19 protein-coding genes are annotated in these 18,281 nt (G+C 68.0%); 1 reads left to right on the forward strand and 18 read right to left on the reverse strand.

The genetic code is table 11. The annotated features are described in order from the left end of the window. Positions 1–44 precede the first annotated feature (44 nt). Complete coding sequence (locus ABAZ39_RS06985; protein ID WP_038527946.1) at positions 45–275, forward strand: hypothetical protein; 231 nt, start codon at positions 45–47, stop codon at positions 273–275. Here ABAZ39_RS06985 and ABAZ39_RS06990 read toward each other — a convergent pair. From ABAZ39_RS06990 to ABAZ39_RS07070, 18 genes are all read right to left on the reverse strand, one after another. Further along, positions 272–1,963, reverse strand: coding sequence for a hypothetical protein (locus ABAZ39_RS06990; protein WP_038527948.1), 1,692 nt, complete (start codon positions 1,961–1,963; stop codon positions 272–274). The genes ABAZ39_RS06985 and ABAZ39_RS06990 overlap by 4 nt on opposite strands. Then, a complete protein-coding gene (locus ABAZ39_RS06995; RefSeq protein ID WP_038527950.1) occupies positions 1,960–3,177 on the reverse strand; it encodes a hypothetical protein in 1,218 nt (405 codons plus the stop codon). The genes ABAZ39_RS06990 and ABAZ39_RS06995 overlap by 4 nt, the downstream gene beginning before the upstream one ends. Before the next feature lie 12 nt (positions 3,178–3,189). Continuing rightward, the gene (locus ABAZ39_RS07000) at positions 3,190–4,098 is read right to left on the reverse strand and encodes a hypothetical protein (RefSeq protein ID WP_038527952.1); all 909 of its coding nucleotides are present in this window, start codon (positions 4,096–4,098) and stop codon (positions 3,190–3,192) included. Between the two features lie 4 nt (positions 4,099–4,102). Further along, entirely contained in the window at positions 4,103–4,279 is a 177-nt protein-coding gene (locus ABAZ39_RS36065) for a hypothetical protein (RefSeq protein ID WP_160174803.1), read from the reverse strand. Next, on the reverse strand, positions 4,276–5,340 hold the full coding sequence (locus ABAZ39_RS07005; RefSeq protein ID WP_144243470.1) for a hypothetical protein: 1,065 nt from the start codon (positions 5,338–5,340) through the stop codon (positions 4,276–4,278). Before ABAZ39_RS07005 ends, ABAZ39_RS36065 begins: the two co-directional genes overlap by 4 nt. Further along, positions 5,337–6,791 (reverse strand): hypothetical protein, encoded by a 1,455-nt coding sequence (locus tag ABAZ39_RS07010; protein ID WP_038527965.1) that lies wholly within the window; start codon positions 6,789–6,791, stop codon positions 5,337–5,339. Before ABAZ39_RS07010 ends, ABAZ39_RS07005 begins: the two co-directional genes overlap by 4 nt. After that, a complete protein-coding gene (locus ABAZ39_RS07015) occupies positions 6,791–7,060 on the reverse strand; it encodes a hypothetical protein (RefSeq protein WP_038527967.1) in 270 nt (89 codons plus the stop codon). The genes ABAZ39_RS07010 and ABAZ39_RS07015 overlap by 1 nt, the downstream gene beginning before the upstream one ends. Before the next feature lie 14 nt (positions 7,061–7,074). Further along, positions 7,075–9,657, reverse strand: a complete 2,583-nt coding sequence (locus ABAZ39_RS07020) for a right-handed parallel beta-helix repeat-containing protein (RefSeq protein WP_038527970.1) — start codon at positions 9,655–9,657, stop codon at positions 7,075–7,077. Positions 9,658–9,664: 7 nt separating this feature from the next. After that, complete coding sequence (locus tag ABAZ39_RS07025) at positions 9,665–10,282, reverse strand: phage adaptor protein (protein WP_038527972.1); 618 nt, start codon at positions 10,280–10,282, stop codon at positions 9,665–9,667. Positions 10,283–10,289: 7 nt separating this feature from the next. Beyond that, positions 10,290–10,589 carry a hypothetical protein gene (locus tag ABAZ39_RS07030; protein ID WP_038527974.1) on the reverse strand — a complete coding sequence of 100 codons (300 nt, stop codon included), beginning with the start codon at positions 10,587–10,589 and terminating at the stop codon, positions 10,290–10,292. Continuing rightward, entirely contained in the window at positions 10,586–10,861 is a 276-nt protein-coding gene (locus ABAZ39_RS07035; protein ID WP_051657850.1) for a hypothetical protein, read from the reverse strand. Before ABAZ39_RS07035 ends, ABAZ39_RS07030 begins: the two co-directional genes overlap by 4 nt. A 71-nt stretch (positions 10,862–10,932) precedes the next feature. Continuing rightward, on the reverse strand, positions 10,933–11,883 hold the full coding sequence (locus ABAZ39_RS07040; RefSeq protein WP_038527976.1) for a DUF5309 domain-containing protein: 951 nt from the start codon (positions 11,881–11,883) through the stop codon (positions 10,933–10,935). A gap of 14 nt (positions 11,884–11,897) precedes the next feature. Next, positions 11,898–13,007, reverse strand: coding sequence for a hypothetical protein (locus ABAZ39_RS07045; protein WP_038527978.1), 1,110 nt, complete (start codon positions 13,005–13,007; stop codon positions 11,898–11,900). 41 nt (positions 13,008–13,048) lie between these two features. Further along, on the reverse strand, positions 13,049–13,339 hold the full coding sequence (locus ABAZ39_RS07050) for a hypothetical protein (protein ID WP_038527981.1): 291 nt from the start codon (positions 13,337–13,339) through the stop codon (positions 13,049–13,051). A 1-nt stretch (position 13,340) separates the two neighbouring features. Further along, positions 13,341–14,012, reverse strand: a complete 672-nt coding sequence (locus ABAZ39_RS07055) for a hypothetical protein (protein ID WP_038527984.1) — start codon at positions 14,010–14,012, stop codon at positions 13,341–13,343. Next, positions 14,009–16,132, reverse strand: a complete 2,124-nt coding sequence (locus tag ABAZ39_RS07060; protein ID WP_051657851.1) for a portal protein — start codon at positions 16,130–16,132, stop codon at positions 14,009–14,011. Before ABAZ39_RS07060 ends, ABAZ39_RS07055 begins: the two co-directional genes overlap by 4 nt. Further along, positions 16,132–17,424 (reverse strand): PBSX family phage terminase large subunit, encoded by a 1,293-nt coding sequence (locus tag ABAZ39_RS07065; protein ID WP_038527986.1) that lies wholly within the window; start codon positions 17,422–17,424, stop codon positions 16,132–16,134. The genes ABAZ39_RS07060 and ABAZ39_RS07065 overlap by 1 nt, the downstream gene beginning before the upstream one ends. Beyond that, positions 17,396–18,178, reverse strand: a complete 783-nt coding sequence (locus ABAZ39_RS07070; RefSeq protein WP_081862906.1) for a terminase small subunit — start codon at positions 18,176–18,178, stop codon at positions 17,396–17,398. The genes ABAZ39_RS07065 and ABAZ39_RS07070 overlap by 29 nt, the downstream gene beginning before the upstream one ends. Positions 18,179–18,281 lie beyond the last annotated feature (103 nt).

Consider the following 18,281-nt stretch of genomic DNA (forward strand, 5'->3'; position numbering starts at 1 on the left):
GGCAGCGCTTCGGCTACGCTGCTGGGGGTTGAATGAGGCGGGTCATGAAAGAAAGCCGAAGCGAACTGGTCTGGCAGATCGTCCAGTGCGGCATTGCTATCGTGATTGGGTGTGCGGTTTACTGGCAAATGACCGTTGACGAAGTCGAGAATGAGAAGGCGAGGCTGTTTGGCTCGCTGCTCTTTGGTGTTGGCGGCAGCTACCTGCTCATGAAGCTCTACGTCCTGATCCGCTATGGCCGGAAGGCCGCAAAGTCCATGAGCTGGAAGCCCTAATCCAGCAGCCCCTTTACCTCACCGGCCAGCAGCGCCGCCGCCAAGCCCTTATTGACGGTCGGCCCCGCTTGAGCAGCGGCCTGATTCGTCAGCCACGCCCGACCCGCTGGGCTGTTGTAGAGCGCCTGAACGACCCGCGGCAGCGCCGCAGCCCCGAGCCCAACGCCGATCGATAGGAGGGGGTCCCCGGTGCTCGCGAGCGTGCCGGTGCCGGCAGCGCCGATGCCGCCGCCCGTCAACATGCCGGTCATGGTGCTGCGCTCGGATGTCCCGCTTGAGGGGACCCGCGTCTCGCCGATGAAGTCGCCGACGCGCGCCAGATCGTTCAGCTCCCCGCGCCCCCGAGAGAACCCGCGAGGGTCGGCCTTCCGCACAGCCATCCGGAGGGTGCTGAACGGGATGTCGCCGGCCACCCGGTCCGCTTGCGTGCCGCCGGACATCGCCTTATCGATGGTCAGCAGGTTCCGATAGTCGCGCCGCACCCTCAGCCAGTCGTTGGCCACGTCCCGCGGCGAGCTGCGAATCATCCCGTTGTCCAGAGCGTCCGCCAGCTTGCCCAGGGCGTTCTGGAGCGCCGGGTTGTTCTGCGCGGATCGGGCCGACGCCTTAACGTCGGAAACGACGTTCTGGAACGCCCGCCCCTCGATCGTGACGGTCTGACCCTGCCCCACGGCCGACCGCATGGCGTTCAGGTCGTCCATATAGGACTGGAACACCGGAGCGACGTCGGACGGCAGCCTCCGGCCATACTCCTTGGCGACGGCATCGACATCCGAGAACAGCTTGTCGTCGACCTTGACCGTCGTCCGGGCAGCGAGGTCTTCGAACCGTTGCCCGAGGGCGCGAAAGGCGTCGTCCAGAACCTCCGGGGTGGCGCGGTCGGCGTCAACGCCAGCCCGCTTCAGGATCGCCCGGTTGAAGGCGGCACGCTGCGCGTCCTGGATCGACCGCTGAGGACCGGACGTCATCGGCAACGTGGAGAAGGCCGCCTCCATGGTCTGAAGGGGCCGGCTGCCGGTCGCCTGCGCTGGCGTCAAGGGAATCCCCTCCTTCGCGGCCACACCGGCAAGGCGTGCCTGCTCCGCGGTGAGCTGCGACCGGATGGGGGTGACGGCGCGCGGGACCGCCGCGCCCGCCAAGGGAGTGGCCATGGCCGCGACCAGACCAAGGGCTGGGCTGTCCGTCGCCTCCCCCGCGGCCCCGCCGACAGCCCCGGCCGCCGCCTGCGTGACCGGCTGGGCGGCCAGGGCCGAAGCGACGCCCTCGCCCATCGTCCCGGCCCGCAGGGCGTTCGCTGCAACACCGGCTGGCAGGGCCACGGACAACGCGTCCGTGGTTCCGCGCGCTGCGCCGCGGATGGCCTTCTCCGCGGTGTCCGCCGGGGCGATGTTACGCGGATCGGCGCCGATGTCGCCCATGCGGTCTTTCCACCACTCCCGGCCGAGCCACTGCTTTTCGGCGACGGGCACCCCTGCTGCACTGAGTATCCAGTTGGCGATATCAGCGGGCATCCCCAGCGTGTTCGCCAACGACTCGTTGATACCCGCCCCCGCGTTCATGACGGCCCCGGTCTTCGGAGCGTCCTGCACCACGGGGAAGGCGGCCCAAGGGTCGTCCTGGGGCGCGGCGACGGGAACAGGCTGCTCCACGACGGGATAGGCGGCCCAGGGGTCGGCGGGATCGGTCATGGCTTCCTCCTGAGGACGCCGTTGGGGTCATAGAACTCGGACCCGCTCGGCAGCGCCTTGAACGCCGCGTCGTTCGGGCTGGCGAAGGTCGGAACCCCGGCCTTCTGACCCGGCCGCGCGGCGGGTTGCACGGCCCCTGGCTGCAGTCCCGCAGGCGCCGACGCAGGGGCAGCAGGCTCCGGAACCCCAAGATAGGTCCGCGCCGTCGCGGGGGTGTTCGGGTCATCGATGACCGGCTTGACGTTGGTGTTGTGGAGACGGACCGCCGACCGCGCCGCCCGGTCGTTGATGTCGAGGATCTTCCGGATGCTCTGTTCGGTCAGCTCAATGCTGCCGCCCGCGACCTTCTCCGCATAGTCACGGTCGGCGTTCGAGATGCCGGACCCAGACCCAAGACCCTTGACCAGCTCCAGCGTCTGCCGGCCCATGTTCGCCATGAACGCTTCGGTGTTGGCCGCCCGCGTCCCGTCGGCGAATCCGATGCTGGACAGGCCTTTGTCCAGGGCGAGTTTCCAGCCGGCACCAGAACCGGAGATGATGCCGCTGTCGAGCAACTTGCGCGCCTCGTTGATCGCGGAAAGCTGCGACAGCGCAGACTCCGCCCGAGCGCGCCCTTCAACGATTGACTTGGCGATGCCCTCGCCCAACCCCTTCTGCAGGGCGTTGTCGCCATTCACCGTGACGTTCGTCGTCTGCCGGCCCGCCGCCGCAATGGCCGTCCGACCCTGCAGATAGTTCGGGTCCATGATCCATTGGCCGTTCGGCCCCTTCACTGCGCCTTCCCACGGCTTCTTCTCCGGCCCTTCGGCCACGACTTGTCCGCCCTGATAGCGCTTCTGCCCCTCGCCCAGCGTGTAGCCCTCGTTTTTGGCCTTGATGTAGGCCGCGGGGTCCACCAGGAAGGCGCCGCGCTCGGCCTCGGGAAGGGCTTCGGCATACTTCCGGATGGCCTCTTGCTGCCGCAGCTTCTGCTGAAGGCTGGCCAGTTGCAGGCTGTCCTGCTGCCCCTGCTGACGCCCGGCGGCCATTCCACCGCCAAGCGACGCCAAAACCTGCCCCATGCCAACCGGGGCGCGCTGCGGCCCCATGAGCGGCGCTATGGCTTGCAGCCCGCCGGAAAACGCATAGTCCTGCATGGACGGCAAAGCGCCGCCGAGCAGAGGTGACGTGCTTGCGGTGTCGTCCGTGCCGAACAGGCCGGGAATGAACGCCATGATGCCCTCCTATCAGCCGAACAGTCCAGCAAGGCCACCGAGGGTCGCGCCCGCCGCCTTGCCCCAGTCGCCCGCCCCCAGGCTGCTCGCCAGTTGCAGCCCGCCCAGCGCACCGCCGATCGCGTTCGCGCCGCCGTTCTGAAAGTAGGTCTGTTGCGTGGGCATCGGCTGGCTGCCCGCCGCCGCCAACCGGGTCTGGAGCTGCTTCAGCGGGTAGTTCTGCTGGTCCTGCCACGACTGGTAATTCGTGTCGTAGATGCTCTGCATTTGCTGTTGCTGCTGCTGGCCGAGCTGGTTGGCGAAGCCGAGCGAACTCATCTGGCGGGCAAGGTCGGCGGCGGCCGACTGGTCCATCTGCCCGGCGGCCTGCAGGTTCAGCGCCTGCCCCTGCAGGCCCCGATTGATGTCGCCCACAGCCTGCGTCTGGGCATTCTGGAAGTTCTGAAGGTTCAGGCCGGCCGTCATGTTGCCGATCTGGTCATTCAGGTTGCGCTGGTTCTCCGCCTGGAGCAGAGCGTGGCGAGCGCCGCCGTAAGCCCCGGCCTGCCCTGCCTGCCCGCCGATCTGCTGATCGGTCATGGCCGCCTGTCGGCGCATCTCGCCGGCCGTGCTGTCGATGACGTTTTGCGTGAACGGGTTCATGTAGCCGGACAGGTCTTTCCCGGCCACCGTCTCCGGCTTGTAGCCGGCCACCCCCGCCGCGGTGTTGTAGCCGCCGGGGATCATCCCTTGCACCCCGGCCAGGGCCAAGGACTGGTTGAGCAGGCCGGGCAGCATCGGGTTTTCGGCGACGCGCGGCCCGCCATACTGCTGATAGGGCTGTGCAGCGACCTGACCGGCGAGGCCCAGGTTCTGCTTCATATAATCGGTGGCCCAATCGGGCGTGTTGCTCACCGTGGTCTGGCTGTCGAACAGGCCCATGAGTTCACTCCTTCTCGACGGCCTGGCCGTCCATGATGCGGTGGGTTTCGTCGGTCACGTTGGCCGGCACCTCCGTGACGGCCTCGCCGGGTCCGGCCTGGAGCGGCGCAGCGTCCGGCGCGCAAAAGCCGGTGCGGAGGATTTGCCCGGTGTCCGGCATGTAGACGGCGTATCTAATCATCGCTTCAACTCCACCGCGAATATGTGCTTGGCCTGGGCCAGACACGTTGATGGTGGCGCGACGGCGACGCTTTGCAGATCAGCGGAGTACGTCCATGTCCCGACCCCCGGCATGTCGTTGATGGACATCACGACGGATTGGTAGGAGCCGCTGCCGAGCGGAGCGAACGCGACATTCGACGTTGTGACCAAGGCGTATCCGCCACGCATCAACCGGCCCTGCACAGTGCAGTCGGCCGTAGGGTCACTGATGATTGCGACGGAGCAGACGAACGAAAGGTAGACTATGCTCGTTGGCTCCGTGACCGTGATGGTTACGGACTGCGCCGAAGTCCACCATGGCCAGATCGTCGATTGCAGTTGCGTGAAGGCCGAGACCGGCGCCGTCGCGGCGGCATAGGCGAGATTGCCCGTTCCGACCACATGCACGCCCAGGCCGTTGGCGTTGAGGATCTCGGTCCCGTCAGCGGCGCGAACCCGAAGGCCGTAATCCGCCGATCCGGCGCCCGTGCGCCCCAGCTCAACCCGCGTCACCGGAACAGCCTGCGTGTCCTTCACCCGCAACTGCCGGTCTGCGCCGGCCAGCTCGAAGGCGGGGGAGCCGACATAGACGCCATTGACGCCGATGGTGCCGGCCAGGAGCTTCGTCACCGACATGTTCGCAACGTTGGCGTCGTTGACTTCCAGGTTGTCGATCTTCGCGGTGACGGCCTCGACGTCGCCGGCCAGCAGGTTCAGCACCAGGGCATCGCCGATGACGGCCCTGTTCGCCAGGACCAGCGTGGGAATGTCCGTCTGCGCCAGCGTCACCGCCCCCTCGGCCAGATCGTCCGTGTCGATCTGGATCACGTTGGGTGCGATTGCCACCGACCCATCATCCCGATAGACCGTGTGCCCGGCCGGGGACAGGATCACCCGCCCCTGACTGTCGTAGGTGTTCGCCGCCGCCGGGCCGGTGATGCTGTAGAAGGCGCCCTCCAGCGCCGGCATCAGCCTGTCAAGGAAGGCCTCTGCGCTTTCGCCAGGACCCCGCGTGGGCAACACCGCCCCAAAGCCGTTCATCGCCGCTCTCCCGCAGAGGCGCCCAGCAGATCGAAGCCGGTCAGCGCCCAATCAGCGCCGACGGCGGAACCTTCGATCCGGAGCGTGAGGTATCGCCCGCTGGCGCGCAGCCAAAGGCTTTCGTTGCCGTCGTCCAGCACCTTGGCCGGGAGCCACGTCACCGGATCATCGCTGTTGCGTTGCGTGCCGATCCGCAGGTTGACCGTTCCGGCCAGCCGGCGGAGCCGCGCCCGCACTTCGGTGACCGCCTTCCACACGCCCGCGTCGCCGCAGTCGAGCGGCTTGGACTGCACATAGGCCGCCATGCCGACACCGGCCCCGGCATCGACGCCGCTGTTGTGCGTGTAGACCTCGCCACCGGCGCCGGCGGTGTAGGGCTGGCGGTACACGCCGACCTGCGGCACCGCGGCGCTGCGCGCCCAATCGAAGATGGTCCAGACGCCCGACGCCACATGGTAGCCGACCGTCACATCAGGTTCGGCGCCGACCGTTGGGACCGACCACAGGACGAGTTGGTTCGCCTGATCGTACCAGCACACCACCTTGGATAGCTGCGCCGTGTTGAGGCGGGGCAGCAGGTAATCCCGCAGGGCCGGGGTGTCGATGTACTGGTACTGCGTGCCGTCCGCCGTCCAGAAGCCCGCCCGGCTCATGCCGTAGAGCCGCCGGTTGGCCTCGACCACGGCCCGCTTGCCGACCGCTCCCACGCCAGTCAAGGCGGGCTGATAGGGGAAGTAGAACGGGGCGCCCGTGTAGCGGACCAGGAAGAGCTGGTTTCGCCCCAGCACCGCGATCATGTCGCCCAGCGGCACCGCGGCGACAATCGGCCCCTGCAGCTCCGCGATGGGCTGGAAGCCCGCGCTGTCGGTGGCGTCAGGGTCCCAATTCTCGGGATCGTCGGCGCTGCACCAATGGTACATGCCGGCGGCCCCCGCCGCGCCGCCGGCCGTGCCGAACGCCAGAAGGTGCGGACCGCGCCGGACAAGCACCTCTGCCGCCGCGAACTGTCCGTCCACATCGAGGGCGGCGAAGGTCCCGACCGTCTTTTTCCAGACCTGAACCGGGTCCTTCCCGTTGGCCGCGAGCATCCAATCGCCGTAGCCGGCAAAGCTCCAGCAGGAGGCCGGCGCCGCCCCTCCTTCGTCGACCTCCCCCGCGTAGCCCGTGCCGACCGTGGAGAGCGTGCCCGCCGTCCACTGGTACAGCTTCCCAGCATCCCCCAGGAACAGACGCTGGATCAGCGCCGTGTCCGTCATCGCGTCCATGCCGCGGAGCGTGCCGGCATCGGCCACCGTCAGGAGCGAGACGAAGCCGGGGGCCTTCTCAACGCCCCCGTCCCGAAAGATGACGTTCCGCCCATCCACCCAAAGCGGGGCATCGAGCGGGTTCGTGGAGACGAACAGGCCGCTCGCGACCTGCTCCCCAGCCCGAACGGAGAGCAGGGGGGCCATTACTGGCCCGCCCCCGCCTCCGGGGCCTCCTCCACCGACTGCGCCCCCCGCCACGCCGCCACCGCTTCCGGCGTCCACAGGGCTTGCGCCTGCGCCACCACCACGGGCAGCTCTTCGGAAAGGTCGTCGCCCGGTTCCAACACATAGCGGTGACGCTCGCTCCGGGCGATCTCCGCGCCGTCGCGCCGGACGACGGTGACCACGCACACCTCCAGGGACACGGGCGGCACGATCTTCACGGACAGCAGCTCGCGGCTTTCGGTCAGCATTTCTGTAATCCCCCTCAGACGCGGTACATGCCGCTGAATTGGAAGGTGGGCGCCGAGCCCAGGTTGGTGTGATTGATGGTCCCGGTGCCGGACGTGCCGGAGGCCTTCAGGCTGATGTACGACACGCCCTTGGGGATGCCGCCGAACACGTCGCGGTCATAGCCTGCCGTCGGCGTCAGCCCGGTCACGGACGTGAGCTGAACGCCGCTGTCGTGATTGCTCACCATCGCGTTTGACGACACGAACGGAAGGCCGGAAATCCGAGCGTTGCCGTTGAGCGCAGCGTCCTTGGCGGTCACTTCCAACCGGCCCGACACGAAGACCAGATTGCCGATCCGGACGTATTCGCCAGCCTGGACCGAATACGTGTGGGTTCCGGACGTCGTGGAGGCCGTCAGCGTCGGCGTCCATGATCCGACATCGTAGGCAGACAACGCCTCGTCGCCGAACGTGAGCCCGGACGCGAACCGGGTCACTCCCTCCATGGCGAAGTTGTTGGCCGCCGTGTCGAAGTGCAGGCCAACCCCCGCGCCACCTGCCACGAACAGCTTGGAGAAGTTATTCGTGAGCGCGGTCCCGTACGAGAGACGTCCGCTTGTCCCATACGAGTTGCCCGACCACGCAACCGAGGACGGGGACAAGCCTGCATCGAACTCGATGCAGTATTTCGGCCTCGTGCTGTCCGAAGACCCATCGAAGGAGCACCCCGAAACCGAAAGGTCATGGTCGCTCGCCACGTAGATATCGGAGTATTCGTTGCTCAACGAGCGAGAGTTTCCACGGAACACACACGCATCGATGGATCGACCGGAACGGATACTGCCAACAACCGCACCGCCCAGATAGACGCCGTGCTTTTTGTTGTGGTCGAAAGCGCTCGTCGCAATCATCAGATCGGTTGACGTTGCGTCCAGAGACAGGCCGCAACCGCCGTTGCCATAGCTGGCGAGCGAGGTGATTTGTATCTGCGACCCGCGCTCGATGTGCAGGCCGTCGCCGTAGCAGCGGCCAACATCGACGTTGGAATATTTCCAATCGTAGGCACGGTTGAGGATGCCGTGGACGCCGTTGTCGGTGATTGTGCTGGTTGAGGCCCAATTCCCGCCGCCGGCATACTGCACCCAGACATCGCGCATCTGGCCGGCGTCTTGGTGCCAGCCGATATAGATGCCGTGCCACGCTGTGTCGGTGACCCAGCAGGACTCAATGGAGCCACCCCAATAGTAGCTGCGGGTCCAATCGTCCTCGATGAAGATCGCGGACGACTTGGCGCCGGGCGCCTGCATGGGCTGGTTGCCGTCCAGCCGCAGATTGCGGAGCTGCACTGCGCCGGTCCGCATCGGCTTGATGAACATGTGTCCGTCGTGCCCATCCAGCAGCTTGATCAGCACCCCAGTGCCCGTGTAGGGCACATCGCGCCGCGACGGCCCGACGACGGCGCAGGAGCGCAGCACATACTGAATGCCGAGCGCGACGGTGCCGATCCGGTACGGCACGCTCTGCGGCGGCACCTCAACCACCCCGTCAACCGCCTGCGCCTGGAAAGCGGCGCACTGGAAGGCGTGGGTGCTGTCGACACCGCCGGCAGCGCCCCACCATGTCACCGGGCAGGTCGGGGAGCGGATGGCACCATGCACATAGCGATAGTTGCCCGTGAAGATCGGCTTCATCGACGGCGCCTCGATGGCGCCGAAGATCGTCGGGTAGCGCCCGCGGGGGATCAGGACCGGCTTGTGGACGTAGGTCCCCGAGATCGTCACCGGCGGCGGGGTAATGTAGGCGCCGCCAGCCGTGACCGACACGGTGTTGATGTTCCAATACAGGGTCAGCGCCGCGCCGCTGCCGCTGCCCCCGGTGATGGAGACGGGGTTCGCCGGGATGGCCGTCGCCGAGCCCAGGGCGTTGTAGTCGGGCCGAGCCTGCAGGATGGCGCCCGATCCGTCCACCGTCTCCACGACCACGGGCGGCGCTGTGCCGGTCACGCCGGGCACCGTCAGGACGTCGCCTTGCGCGTAGCCGGACCCGCCAGCCGCCACCTCCACGCGGTTGAGCTTGGCCGTGGTGACGAGGGTCGAGCCGGCAACCGACACCACGGGCATCGACGTGAAATCGCCGCCCGCGGAGGCCACGACCATCCCTTGGAGCTGACCGAAGTCCCACTTCAGCGTGCCCGCTCCCTCGAAACGCAGGGTGACGCTGGTTGGCACGACGACGCTCTGCGGAGAGGCCAGATACAGCGGGTAGTTGATGACCAAGATGCGGCCGTTGGTCGCCGCCGCGATCGCGGAGACCAGCGCCGCGGTGTCATCCGCCACGCCGTTGCCGACGGCGGAATACGGGGCGTCCATCACGTCGACCACATCGGCGGCGCGGTCGGCAAGCGCGCGGCCGGCCACGGTGACAGCCCCCGCATCGCCGTCCTTATCCAGCTTGGCGACCTGGAGCGCGGTCACGTCTTCGGTGGTGCCACCCACCGTCGCCGCCAAATCGGAGACGTAAAGCTGGATGTCGCTCCCGGTCGGGGTCACCCGCGCATCCGTCACGTCCGGCCCGACACGGTTGACGGAGCCCGACAGATCGTTGGTCCAAAGGGTCATGTCTTCCTCATGGGGTCGGGCCTGCGGTGCGCATGAGCAGCGGGCCGGCGTTGAAGGCCGCGCGCTTGTCGGCTTCGTTGATCTCGTTGATCTGGTCTTCTGCGAGCTGCTTCCAGCCGGAGACGCGCTGGTCATCCCGGATGTACGGGGCGGCGTGACCGAGCGAGGCGTGCAGATACAGCTCCGGCGCCATGTCGAGCAGCCAATTGGCCGGGGCGGCGTCCGACAGGGCCGGGATTTTCGAGAAGTAGACGAGCTTGATGGGCTCGTTCTTCGGCACCGGGGCAAGGCAGAGCTGCGCCCCCAGCACCGTGAAGAACTCGGGCCGCCCCGCCTGCCCCACGCAAGGAAGGTCGAGGAAGTTGGCCGGCGTCACGAACTCAAGCCGCTGGATCGGATCGGCACTGGCGTGGACGCTGCGCATCTGCAGGAAGTTGTCCGGCAAGTCCTCGTATTCGTCCGTGGCCGTGGTAGAGGCCCGGCTCAACATGCGTTGGGTCCGCAAGCGCCGGTTGAACTCCGCTTCGGCCAGGGCGATGAAGGTCGGGATCACCGGGGTCAGGTCATCCCGGTTGAGCCAGTCGGCGATAGCCGCCTGCAGCTCTGCATAGGTGCTGATCGCCATGGCGACCTCAGATCGGCTTGGAGTTGGTGCGCAGGAACGACCACTGCGGATCGCGGAGCTTGCGGCGGATCAGGTCCCCGAACTCCCGCGCCGGCAGGGCCAGCAGGTTCACTCCGTCCTCCTTGATCCAGCGCTCCAGGATCACGTTCGGGACGGAGGCGATGTGCCGGCCCCAATCGCTGTCCGCGCGCGGCTCGTTCTGCAGGGCCTTGTTGCGCTCCAGGATCGGTTCGCAATCCTGGACGCGCTCGAAGATGAAGGCGCGCTCCGCGGCGTCGTAATGGGTGCGGGTGGCGATGTCGCTCATCGGGTCAGCTCCGTCACCGTGAGGAAGCCATCCGTCGCCTCCCGGATCACCGCCACCTTCTGCCCGGGCGCGGCGACGAAGGACTCCGGCTCATTGGGCGGCAGGTAGGCGGCAGCGGCCGTCGCCACCGGGGTTCCGTCCCCGATCACGATGTGGCACCCGACATTCGCCGCGAGGCGCACGGCGTTGACGCCGATGCTGATCGCCGTCGACGTGGTGGACGCAATCCCGACGCTGAGGCGCTGAGAGGCGGACAGGCGGTTGATACCCATGGGGTCCTCCGGGCATGGAAAAGGCCGCCCGGTGAGGGGCGGCCCTGATGCTGGCAGAACGGCGACGCTGGTTACGTGGTCGTCAGGTCGAACACGCCGCCGGACGCCTTCTCGTTCCGGCTCTCCAGCGTGTATTCGCAGATGATCTGCTTGCGCTCGCTGTCGCCGGTCTTGGCGAGCGGCACTTCCTTCATGTTGCGCAGGAAGGCGAGCGCCCACTTGTCCATTTCCAGGACCAGCGCCGACCGGGCGCGCTGGAAGCGGTTCGGCACCACCTTCAGCGTGCCAAAGTCGCTCTCGTAGACGTCCACGGCGGCCACGATCTTCTTGGTCTTAGCCTCCTCCTGCACCGTCGCGCGGCCGGTGAAGGTCGAGAACCGCTGCTTGTTGACGCCGCCGACCATGATCGTGTCGGGGTTACCGCCCTCGTTCCAGATGGACTGCAGGACGGTCTTCAGCATGGCTTCGGTGAAAGCGCGCTGCGTGCCGTCGGTGCGGGTGCCGGTGCCGTCCGCGGCGGACGGGTTGGCGCCACCGCTGCCCATGCTGGTGTTCGTCTTGATCCAGCTCTCGACGCCGGCCAGCGTGCGCGCCGTGGTCGTGTTGCCCGCGCCCTTGGCTTGGTTGTTCAGGAGGATCGCCTCCATGTCGCGCTTCAGCTCCAGCTTCTTCAGCGCGACCTGATAGGCCAGCTCGTCGTCCCGCCCGGCCTTGGCGGTCTCCTGCTGGGTGCCGGTGACGCGGGCCACCTTGTCCGAAATCTGGCAGATGTTGCCCAGGCGGACGGTCGGCGTCGCGGCGTCCGTGGTGGCGTCGTCGCCCTCCAGCACCGCATTCCCGGTGTCCGGGGCGGCGAGATCCTGGGTCTGCCATTCGTGGTTGACCGCCTTGGCGCGGCCGGCGTTCTGGACGGACGAGACGAAGGGCGTCTCGGTCGGCGCGACGCGGTAGATGTCGTCCGTCAGGTCCTCGCGGTTGCCAACGGCGGCGTAGGTCGAGAAGGTGTTGCTCGGAAGAGCCATGATCGTGTCTCCGGTTAGGCCCGCTTGGCGCGCTGCAGGGCGAGGTAGTCGCCGATGGTGCCGGTCTTGCTGAGGCGGGCGCTGATCTGTTGGATTTCCCCGGCCTTCGCCTCGCCCTTGGTGGGGGCGGCGCCGGGGGTGACGGGTTTGGCAGGGGCGGCGGCGGGCTTGGCCTTCAGGCCGGCCTGCGCCTTGTCGTAGAGGGCGGCCTTGCGCGCCATGACGCCGATGCGGTGGTCGTAGAGCTTCCCGATCTCCTCTTTCGAGAAGCCGGACTTCTCCAGGAACGACCGGATTTCCGCCTGCTCGGCCTTGGCCTTCGTCGGGTCCGCTTTCCACTCCGGGATGGCGTCCAGCAGCTTCTGGGACTGATCCGCGACGTAGGCCTTGACCTGCTCCGTCTGCTCCGCCTGCTGCTGGGCAGTCTGTCGCTGCTGCTCGGCGTGGAGCTGTTGGAACTTCTGGACCTTCGCGTCCCAGGTCGCCCGCTGCTGGATGTAGCCGAGCGGGTCGTCCGCGGCGAGCTTCGTCCAGTCCGGTTCCTGCTGGAGCTGGCTGCCGAGTTCGGCGACGGCCATGTCCAGAACCTGACGGAACTGCGCCGCCTGCTGCCGCTCCTGCTCCGCGGCCTTGCGCTCCGCCTCACCGGCCTTGCGCGTGTCCGCGGCTTCTCGAAGCTTCGCCTGAACGCCCTCCTGCCTCGCCGCTTCCCACTGGGCAAAATCCTGCTGTGTGTCGCGGTCGAAAGAGGGCCATTTGGCGCGAAGCTTGGCGTCCAGCGTCGGCGGGGGCTCGATGGCCGGGGGCTCTTCCGCGCCCGGTTCGTGCTGATCCGCCTCGTGCTGGCCGCTTTCGGCCCCTTCCGGGGCATCACCGGCATCGCCTGCCGGGATCTGCTCATGGGCGGCGCCGGTCGCGGCCTCCTGCCCGGTCGTCTCGTCGGTGCGGGCGCTCTGGCCGCGCAGGTAGTCGCCCAGGGACAACGGCTCGGCGCCGCCGCCCGCGTCCGGGGCGCCGCCACCCTCCATGTCGGGGGCGAAGCGGATGCGATGCCCGCCGAAGCTGGACGCGAGGAAGGCCACGCCGCCCATCAGGGGGGCGCGCCGGGTCGTCTCGATTGTCATCGGTCACCTGTGGTTGGGTGGGCCGCCCGATGCGGCTCCCGTCAGAAAATTCCGAAGCGCTTCTCGCCGAGGGTGGCGACCTCGTCCAATTGCCGGCGGGCCAGCTTGCCCGTGTCAGCGACGGCCTTCAGGTGGCTCTGCACCTTGCCGACGATCTGCACCGCTTGCCACAGGCGCTCCCGCGCGTCGGTGTCGCGGGCACCGGTGGCCTCCCACGCCTGCATGTAGTCCTGGCGCAAGGCCGCGAACGCCTCGCGCAAAAGGTCGTTGTCCAGCAGGGCCTGCGCCTGGGCGCCCCGCTGCTCCTCCAGCCGAAGCTTGCCTTCGTCCATGTCACCAATTCCCATCGCTGTGGCCAGGGCCGCCCGTGTTGCCGGTGCCGCCAGTCGGGTCGGAACCGTAACCGCCGCCATCGGAGCCGCGACCGGTCACGCCGCCGGGCATGCCAGCAACACCAGGGTCGAAGGCGCCTCGGCCGGATGTTCCGTATCCACCAATGCCGCCCCGGTCCCAGCCGCCTCCGTCGCCAAAACCAAGCGACTCAGCAATCGCATCGAACAGGCCCTTCACGCCGAGCGTGCTTCTGTTGTTGGCGATGCCGAAGCCGAGCCCTGCCCAGCCGAGCGGTGTCGGGTTGGCGATGGCTGCCACGTTCCCCAGCGCTTCGGACAGGAAACCGCCGAGGCTCGTTGCGCGTGACGCCACATCGGACAGGCCGCTGTTGTCGCTGAAGCCGCCGCGGTGGTCGAACGACCCGGACAGCCCCGCAAGGCTCCGCTGCGCCGCGTCCGGTCCTTGCCCGGCCGTGCCGTTGAGGGTCGTGTAGGTCATCGCCTTGACCGGATCAGCGAAGAAGGACTGCAGGTCGTTCTGCGCCTGCCGGATGGTGGCAGAATGGCCGTCCTCCTGCGCAGAGAACAGGCCGGGCGCCACCGCCGGGGCCTGAACCTCCGGGGGCTGCGGCGCGAGCGCGCCGAAGAGGCCGGGAACCGCCTGCCGCATCATCCGACCTCTCCCCCGAGCTGCACGGCCGACACGGTGGCCGGCTTGGTCTGGGCGTTCAGCACCGCCTGGGCGCGGGCCATGTTCGCCTCCAGGATCATCTGCTCCCGCTTGAGCTGCATTTCGGCCTGCATCTGCTCCCGCTTGAGTGTCACCTCCGCCGCCAGTTTTTCGCGGGCGATGGTGATGTCCGCTTCGGCGCGCATCCGCTCGGCCTCTGCCTGCGCCTGGGCCTTCTGCTGTTCCAGCTGCATGCGGGCCTGCATCTCCATCATCTTCGGATCAGGCTGCGGCGGCGCGGGCGGCACGTTGGCCGGGTCCTGGGCGTACGGATCGATGGACTTCAGCCCGGCGTTCTCGACCATGCGCTTGAGCGTGGCGTAGACGTTCCGGGGCGTGATCATGCCCCCCATGCCGCCGCCGCCCAGCGCCTGCATCTGGAAGGCCAGCAGCGACGACAGGTGCCCGAGCATCTGGTCCTTGCTGCCCGTGCCAAGCCCGACGCTCACCGTCATGTCGTTCCGGGTGCGCCACTCGCGCGGGTCCACCGTGACCCACTTGTTGCGCAGCCTGACGACGGCCTGCCGGTCGCTGTGCTTGCGGGTCAGTTCGTGGATCAGCAGGAACAGGTCGCGGATGCCGGTTTCGGCCAGGACGCGAGCGATCATCTTCATGCGCGCCTGCGCCGCGGTGAAGGCCTGCGCCGCCGCCGTAGCCGTCTGGTTGTTGAGCGCGTTGGCGTCCAGCCCCTGGCCCTGCCGGGTAACACCGGTACGCCACTCCCTCACGCTGTCCGTGTATTCGATCAGCGGATGGACCCAGCCGCCGATGGGCTGCACGGCGATGGGCGTGATGCCGCCGGGCTGCTTCACACGCACGATGCCGCCGGGCCGGTTGGTCAACATGTCGTCCAGCGTCTGGTCCGTGGCGAAGGCCTCGGCCACCTCCATGCGCTGGTTGTTGGCGAAGTAGGCGTTGTCGAGCAGGGCGCGCAGCAGGGCCGTCTTGATGCGCTGGATGTCCATGACAAGGTCAGCGACGGAGCGGCCAATCACCCGGTGCGGGATGATGATCGGCGACATGATCGCGAAGGGCATCCGGTCGATTTCCTCGTTCTCCGGCTTGCCGTCGCGCGTCAGCACCACCCCTTGCGGCCCGGCGGTGACGACGCGCCGCAGCTCGGCCACGCCGTCATCGTCATAGTCGATGCGGATGTAATGCTCCGTGACCTCCACCTCCCGCATGGAGCGGTTGAGCGTGTCGTGATCGGGGGAGCCCATGGTGTCGGTCTGGCGGGCCTGCTCCTCCTCCGTCTCCGCATCGCCATAAGACGGGATCGCGTCCAGCTGCTTGCGGTCGTAGCCGGCGGCGAGCAGGTCAGACACCGGGACGGCCCGCTTGTGGAAGGCGTAAGGAGCCGTAGACAGGCTGCGCGCCCGGCGGCTGATGCCGAACTCCTCCGGCGGAACGCCCTCGACCCGACAGCTCCCACGCTCCTCCCGGATCACCACCGTGACGGTGTGCAGCGTGGCGGGCTGCGGCGGGGCCATCCCCTCCGCTCCGGGCTCGGGCCCCTGCTCCATCGTCATGGGATCGGCGGGGCGCTCCTCATGCTCCACCACCTCGACGCCGTCGGCGGCCAGCAGAAGGGCGAACTCGTCGTCCGTCAGGTCGACGTAGCGTTCACGCTGCCGCTGCTCCGTCGTGTCCCACCACGCCTTGACGACGCCGGCCTTCTGCAGGATCGCGTCCTTGATGAAGTTGTGCAGGACCAGGAAGCCCTGGTTGCCCTGCATGAAGACGTGATTCACATAGTCGGTCTCCTGCTGGGCGGCGTCCTCGTCCTCCGGCCCGACCGGCTCGAAGCGGACCACCTCGTCGCCGCTGACGAAGATCTCCAACAGGGAGGGCATCAGCCCCTCCACCACGTCGGCAACGTCCGTGGACACCGCGCCGGACCGGTCAGGGCCGGGACGCGGCATGTCCTTGTCCATGTCGCCGTTGTAGTAGTCGAGGGCCTTGGCCCGCTCGTCCGCCAACTCGGGCGACTGCGCGCCGCCCAGCGCGTTGGCGCGCTCCGCCTTCAGGATGGCGCACAGCTCGCGTTCGGTCATCGCGGCCATCAGGCAACTCCAAGCGATCGGTAATTCAGGTCCCGGCCGAAGCCGGCGGAGCGCGACGGCTCCTCATAGGCCACACACATCAGGCCGAAGGCGTCGGCGCCGTGGCTGGCCCAGTCGTGTTCCGGACCGAGCCCAATCTGCCGGGACTCGTCCCGCCTCTCATGATAGGCGCCCAGCGCGTCCAGGCCGGGCTGTGTCGCCGTCTCGTTGAACCAGCAGCGCGGGAACAGCCGGCGCCCCGCCTCGATGCGCGCCGCCGCGGCGCCCTTGCCCTGGTTCGGAACGACCGTCACGCGATAGCCGGCCTCCTCCAGCGCGCTCTGGTAGGAGACGGCGAACACCTTGTCCTGCGTCGCCCCGTCGTGCGGCAGCCAGATTTGCGCCTTGCCAGGGTCAAAGCCGCGCTCCCGCATCCACGCGAGATGGGCGCCCAGCGGTTGGCCAACGGCCTCATAGTAGTCCAGCACCCGGATTTCCTTGCCGATGAACTGCGCCGCCCAGATGGTGAAGGCGTCGGCCTTGGCGCCGGTGCCGCCGATGTCGGCGAACAGGCGGACGGTCATCAGCGGATCGGCAGCGACGCGCCCGATGCGGCCATCCTTGCGGGCCTGGGTCAGGGCGGCGGCGTAATAGGCTCCTTCGGTCACCTTGGCGTAGTCCCCTTCCCAGATGTGCGGGTACTGGTCCGGCCGGTCCCGCTCGTCGTCCCGGCGCTCCTGCGCCAGCTCGGCGGGGAACCACGGGTTGTCGGACCAGTTCGCCCGGACGATGGTGGTGCCGGTCGGCGGAGCCTCGCCGCGGAGCAGCTTGTCCACCGGGTCCTTCTTGCTGCGCGGGTTCCAGGAGAACCACAGCTCCGACCCCGGCGCGCGGATCGTCGGGCGGAGGAGCGTCAGGCTGTTCGCCGAGAGGGTCTGTGCCTCCTCCACCCACGCCCGTCTGAAGCCCTCCAGGGATTTGATGCTCTCCGCCGTGTGGTCCTGCATGCCCTGGAAGACGATCACCCCGTCGCCCGGCGTCTGGATCGCGTCCCGGAAGACGCGGAACTCCGAACCGAGACGGAACTCCTCGATCTTGTTTTCGATGAGCCGCTTGGCGCTGTCCTTCAGCGACTTCTGAACCTCGCGGATGCAGACGGAGCAAAGGCCGCGTTCAGCGAGGGAATCCTCAATCAGGAGGTCGGCGAAGAAGTGTGACTTCCCGGACCCGCGGCCGCCCCAGGCGCCCTTGTAGCGGGAGGGGGGCAGCAGCGGCAGGAAGACTTCAGCCGTGGGGATCTGCAGGACGGACAACGGTGCGCTCCACCTTCGTTACCGGGTCGGCGCCGCCCCCGCCGTTCGGACGCTGCGCCGTCAGGCCGGTGACCTTCGCCAGTTCGCGCAGGGCCTGCATCTTGCCCAGCTTGATCTTCACCCCCTCCTTCCCCTCGCTCACCTCCACCACGGCGGCGGACAGGTCCGGAGGGAGTTCGGAGGAGGATCGGAGGCGGACGGTGCCGGCGTCCCATTCGGCAAGGTCGGACAGGTCGGCGAGGCCCATCCGGGCCAGTTCCTGAAGCACCCGGTCCGCCGTGACGTTGGTCCGCTCCGCCCGCAGCCGTTCAGCCTCAGCGATGGCCTTGGACACCTTCGGATGTTTCAGGAGATCGCAAGCCTGCTGCGCCGCACTGGCAGGGCTGTAGCCGGCCCGGATAGCAGCCTGGGTGCCGTTGAAGTCCCGCCCATACTCCCGCACGAACTGACGCTGCCGGGGGTTGAGTTCACCAAGGCTTTCAGGGTCTTCGAGAGGCGGACGCCGCAGCGCATCCCCGCCCAGCCTGGAGGCCGTGCCCCTCGCCTTGCCCTCTCCCGAACGCCGACCGTTCGGAGCGTTCGGTTTTCCGTTCGGGGCGTTCGGAGCGGAGCGGGTCCACCCCTCGGCCTTCGCCCGCTCGCCAAGCGTCCCCTTGGAGACGCTGAACTCTTTCGCCATGGCCCCGAACGAGGCGCCCGCGGCGTAGCGCGCCCTGATCTGCGCCCAGGTCGCGGGATCAAGCCGCTTCGCCATGGCTCACCCCGTCTTGTGTTGCTCCATGCGCTGCCGCGCCGCCTCGATGATCGCGATCATGACGGCCAGCACGCCGGAAGGAGCGTCGAGGATGCACGCCATG

It is taken from the genome of Azospirillum argentinense (assembly GCF_000632475.1).
Classification (GTDB): Bacteria; Pseudomonadota; Alphaproteobacteria; order Azospirillales; family Azospirillaceae; genus Azospirillum; species Azospirillum baldaniorum.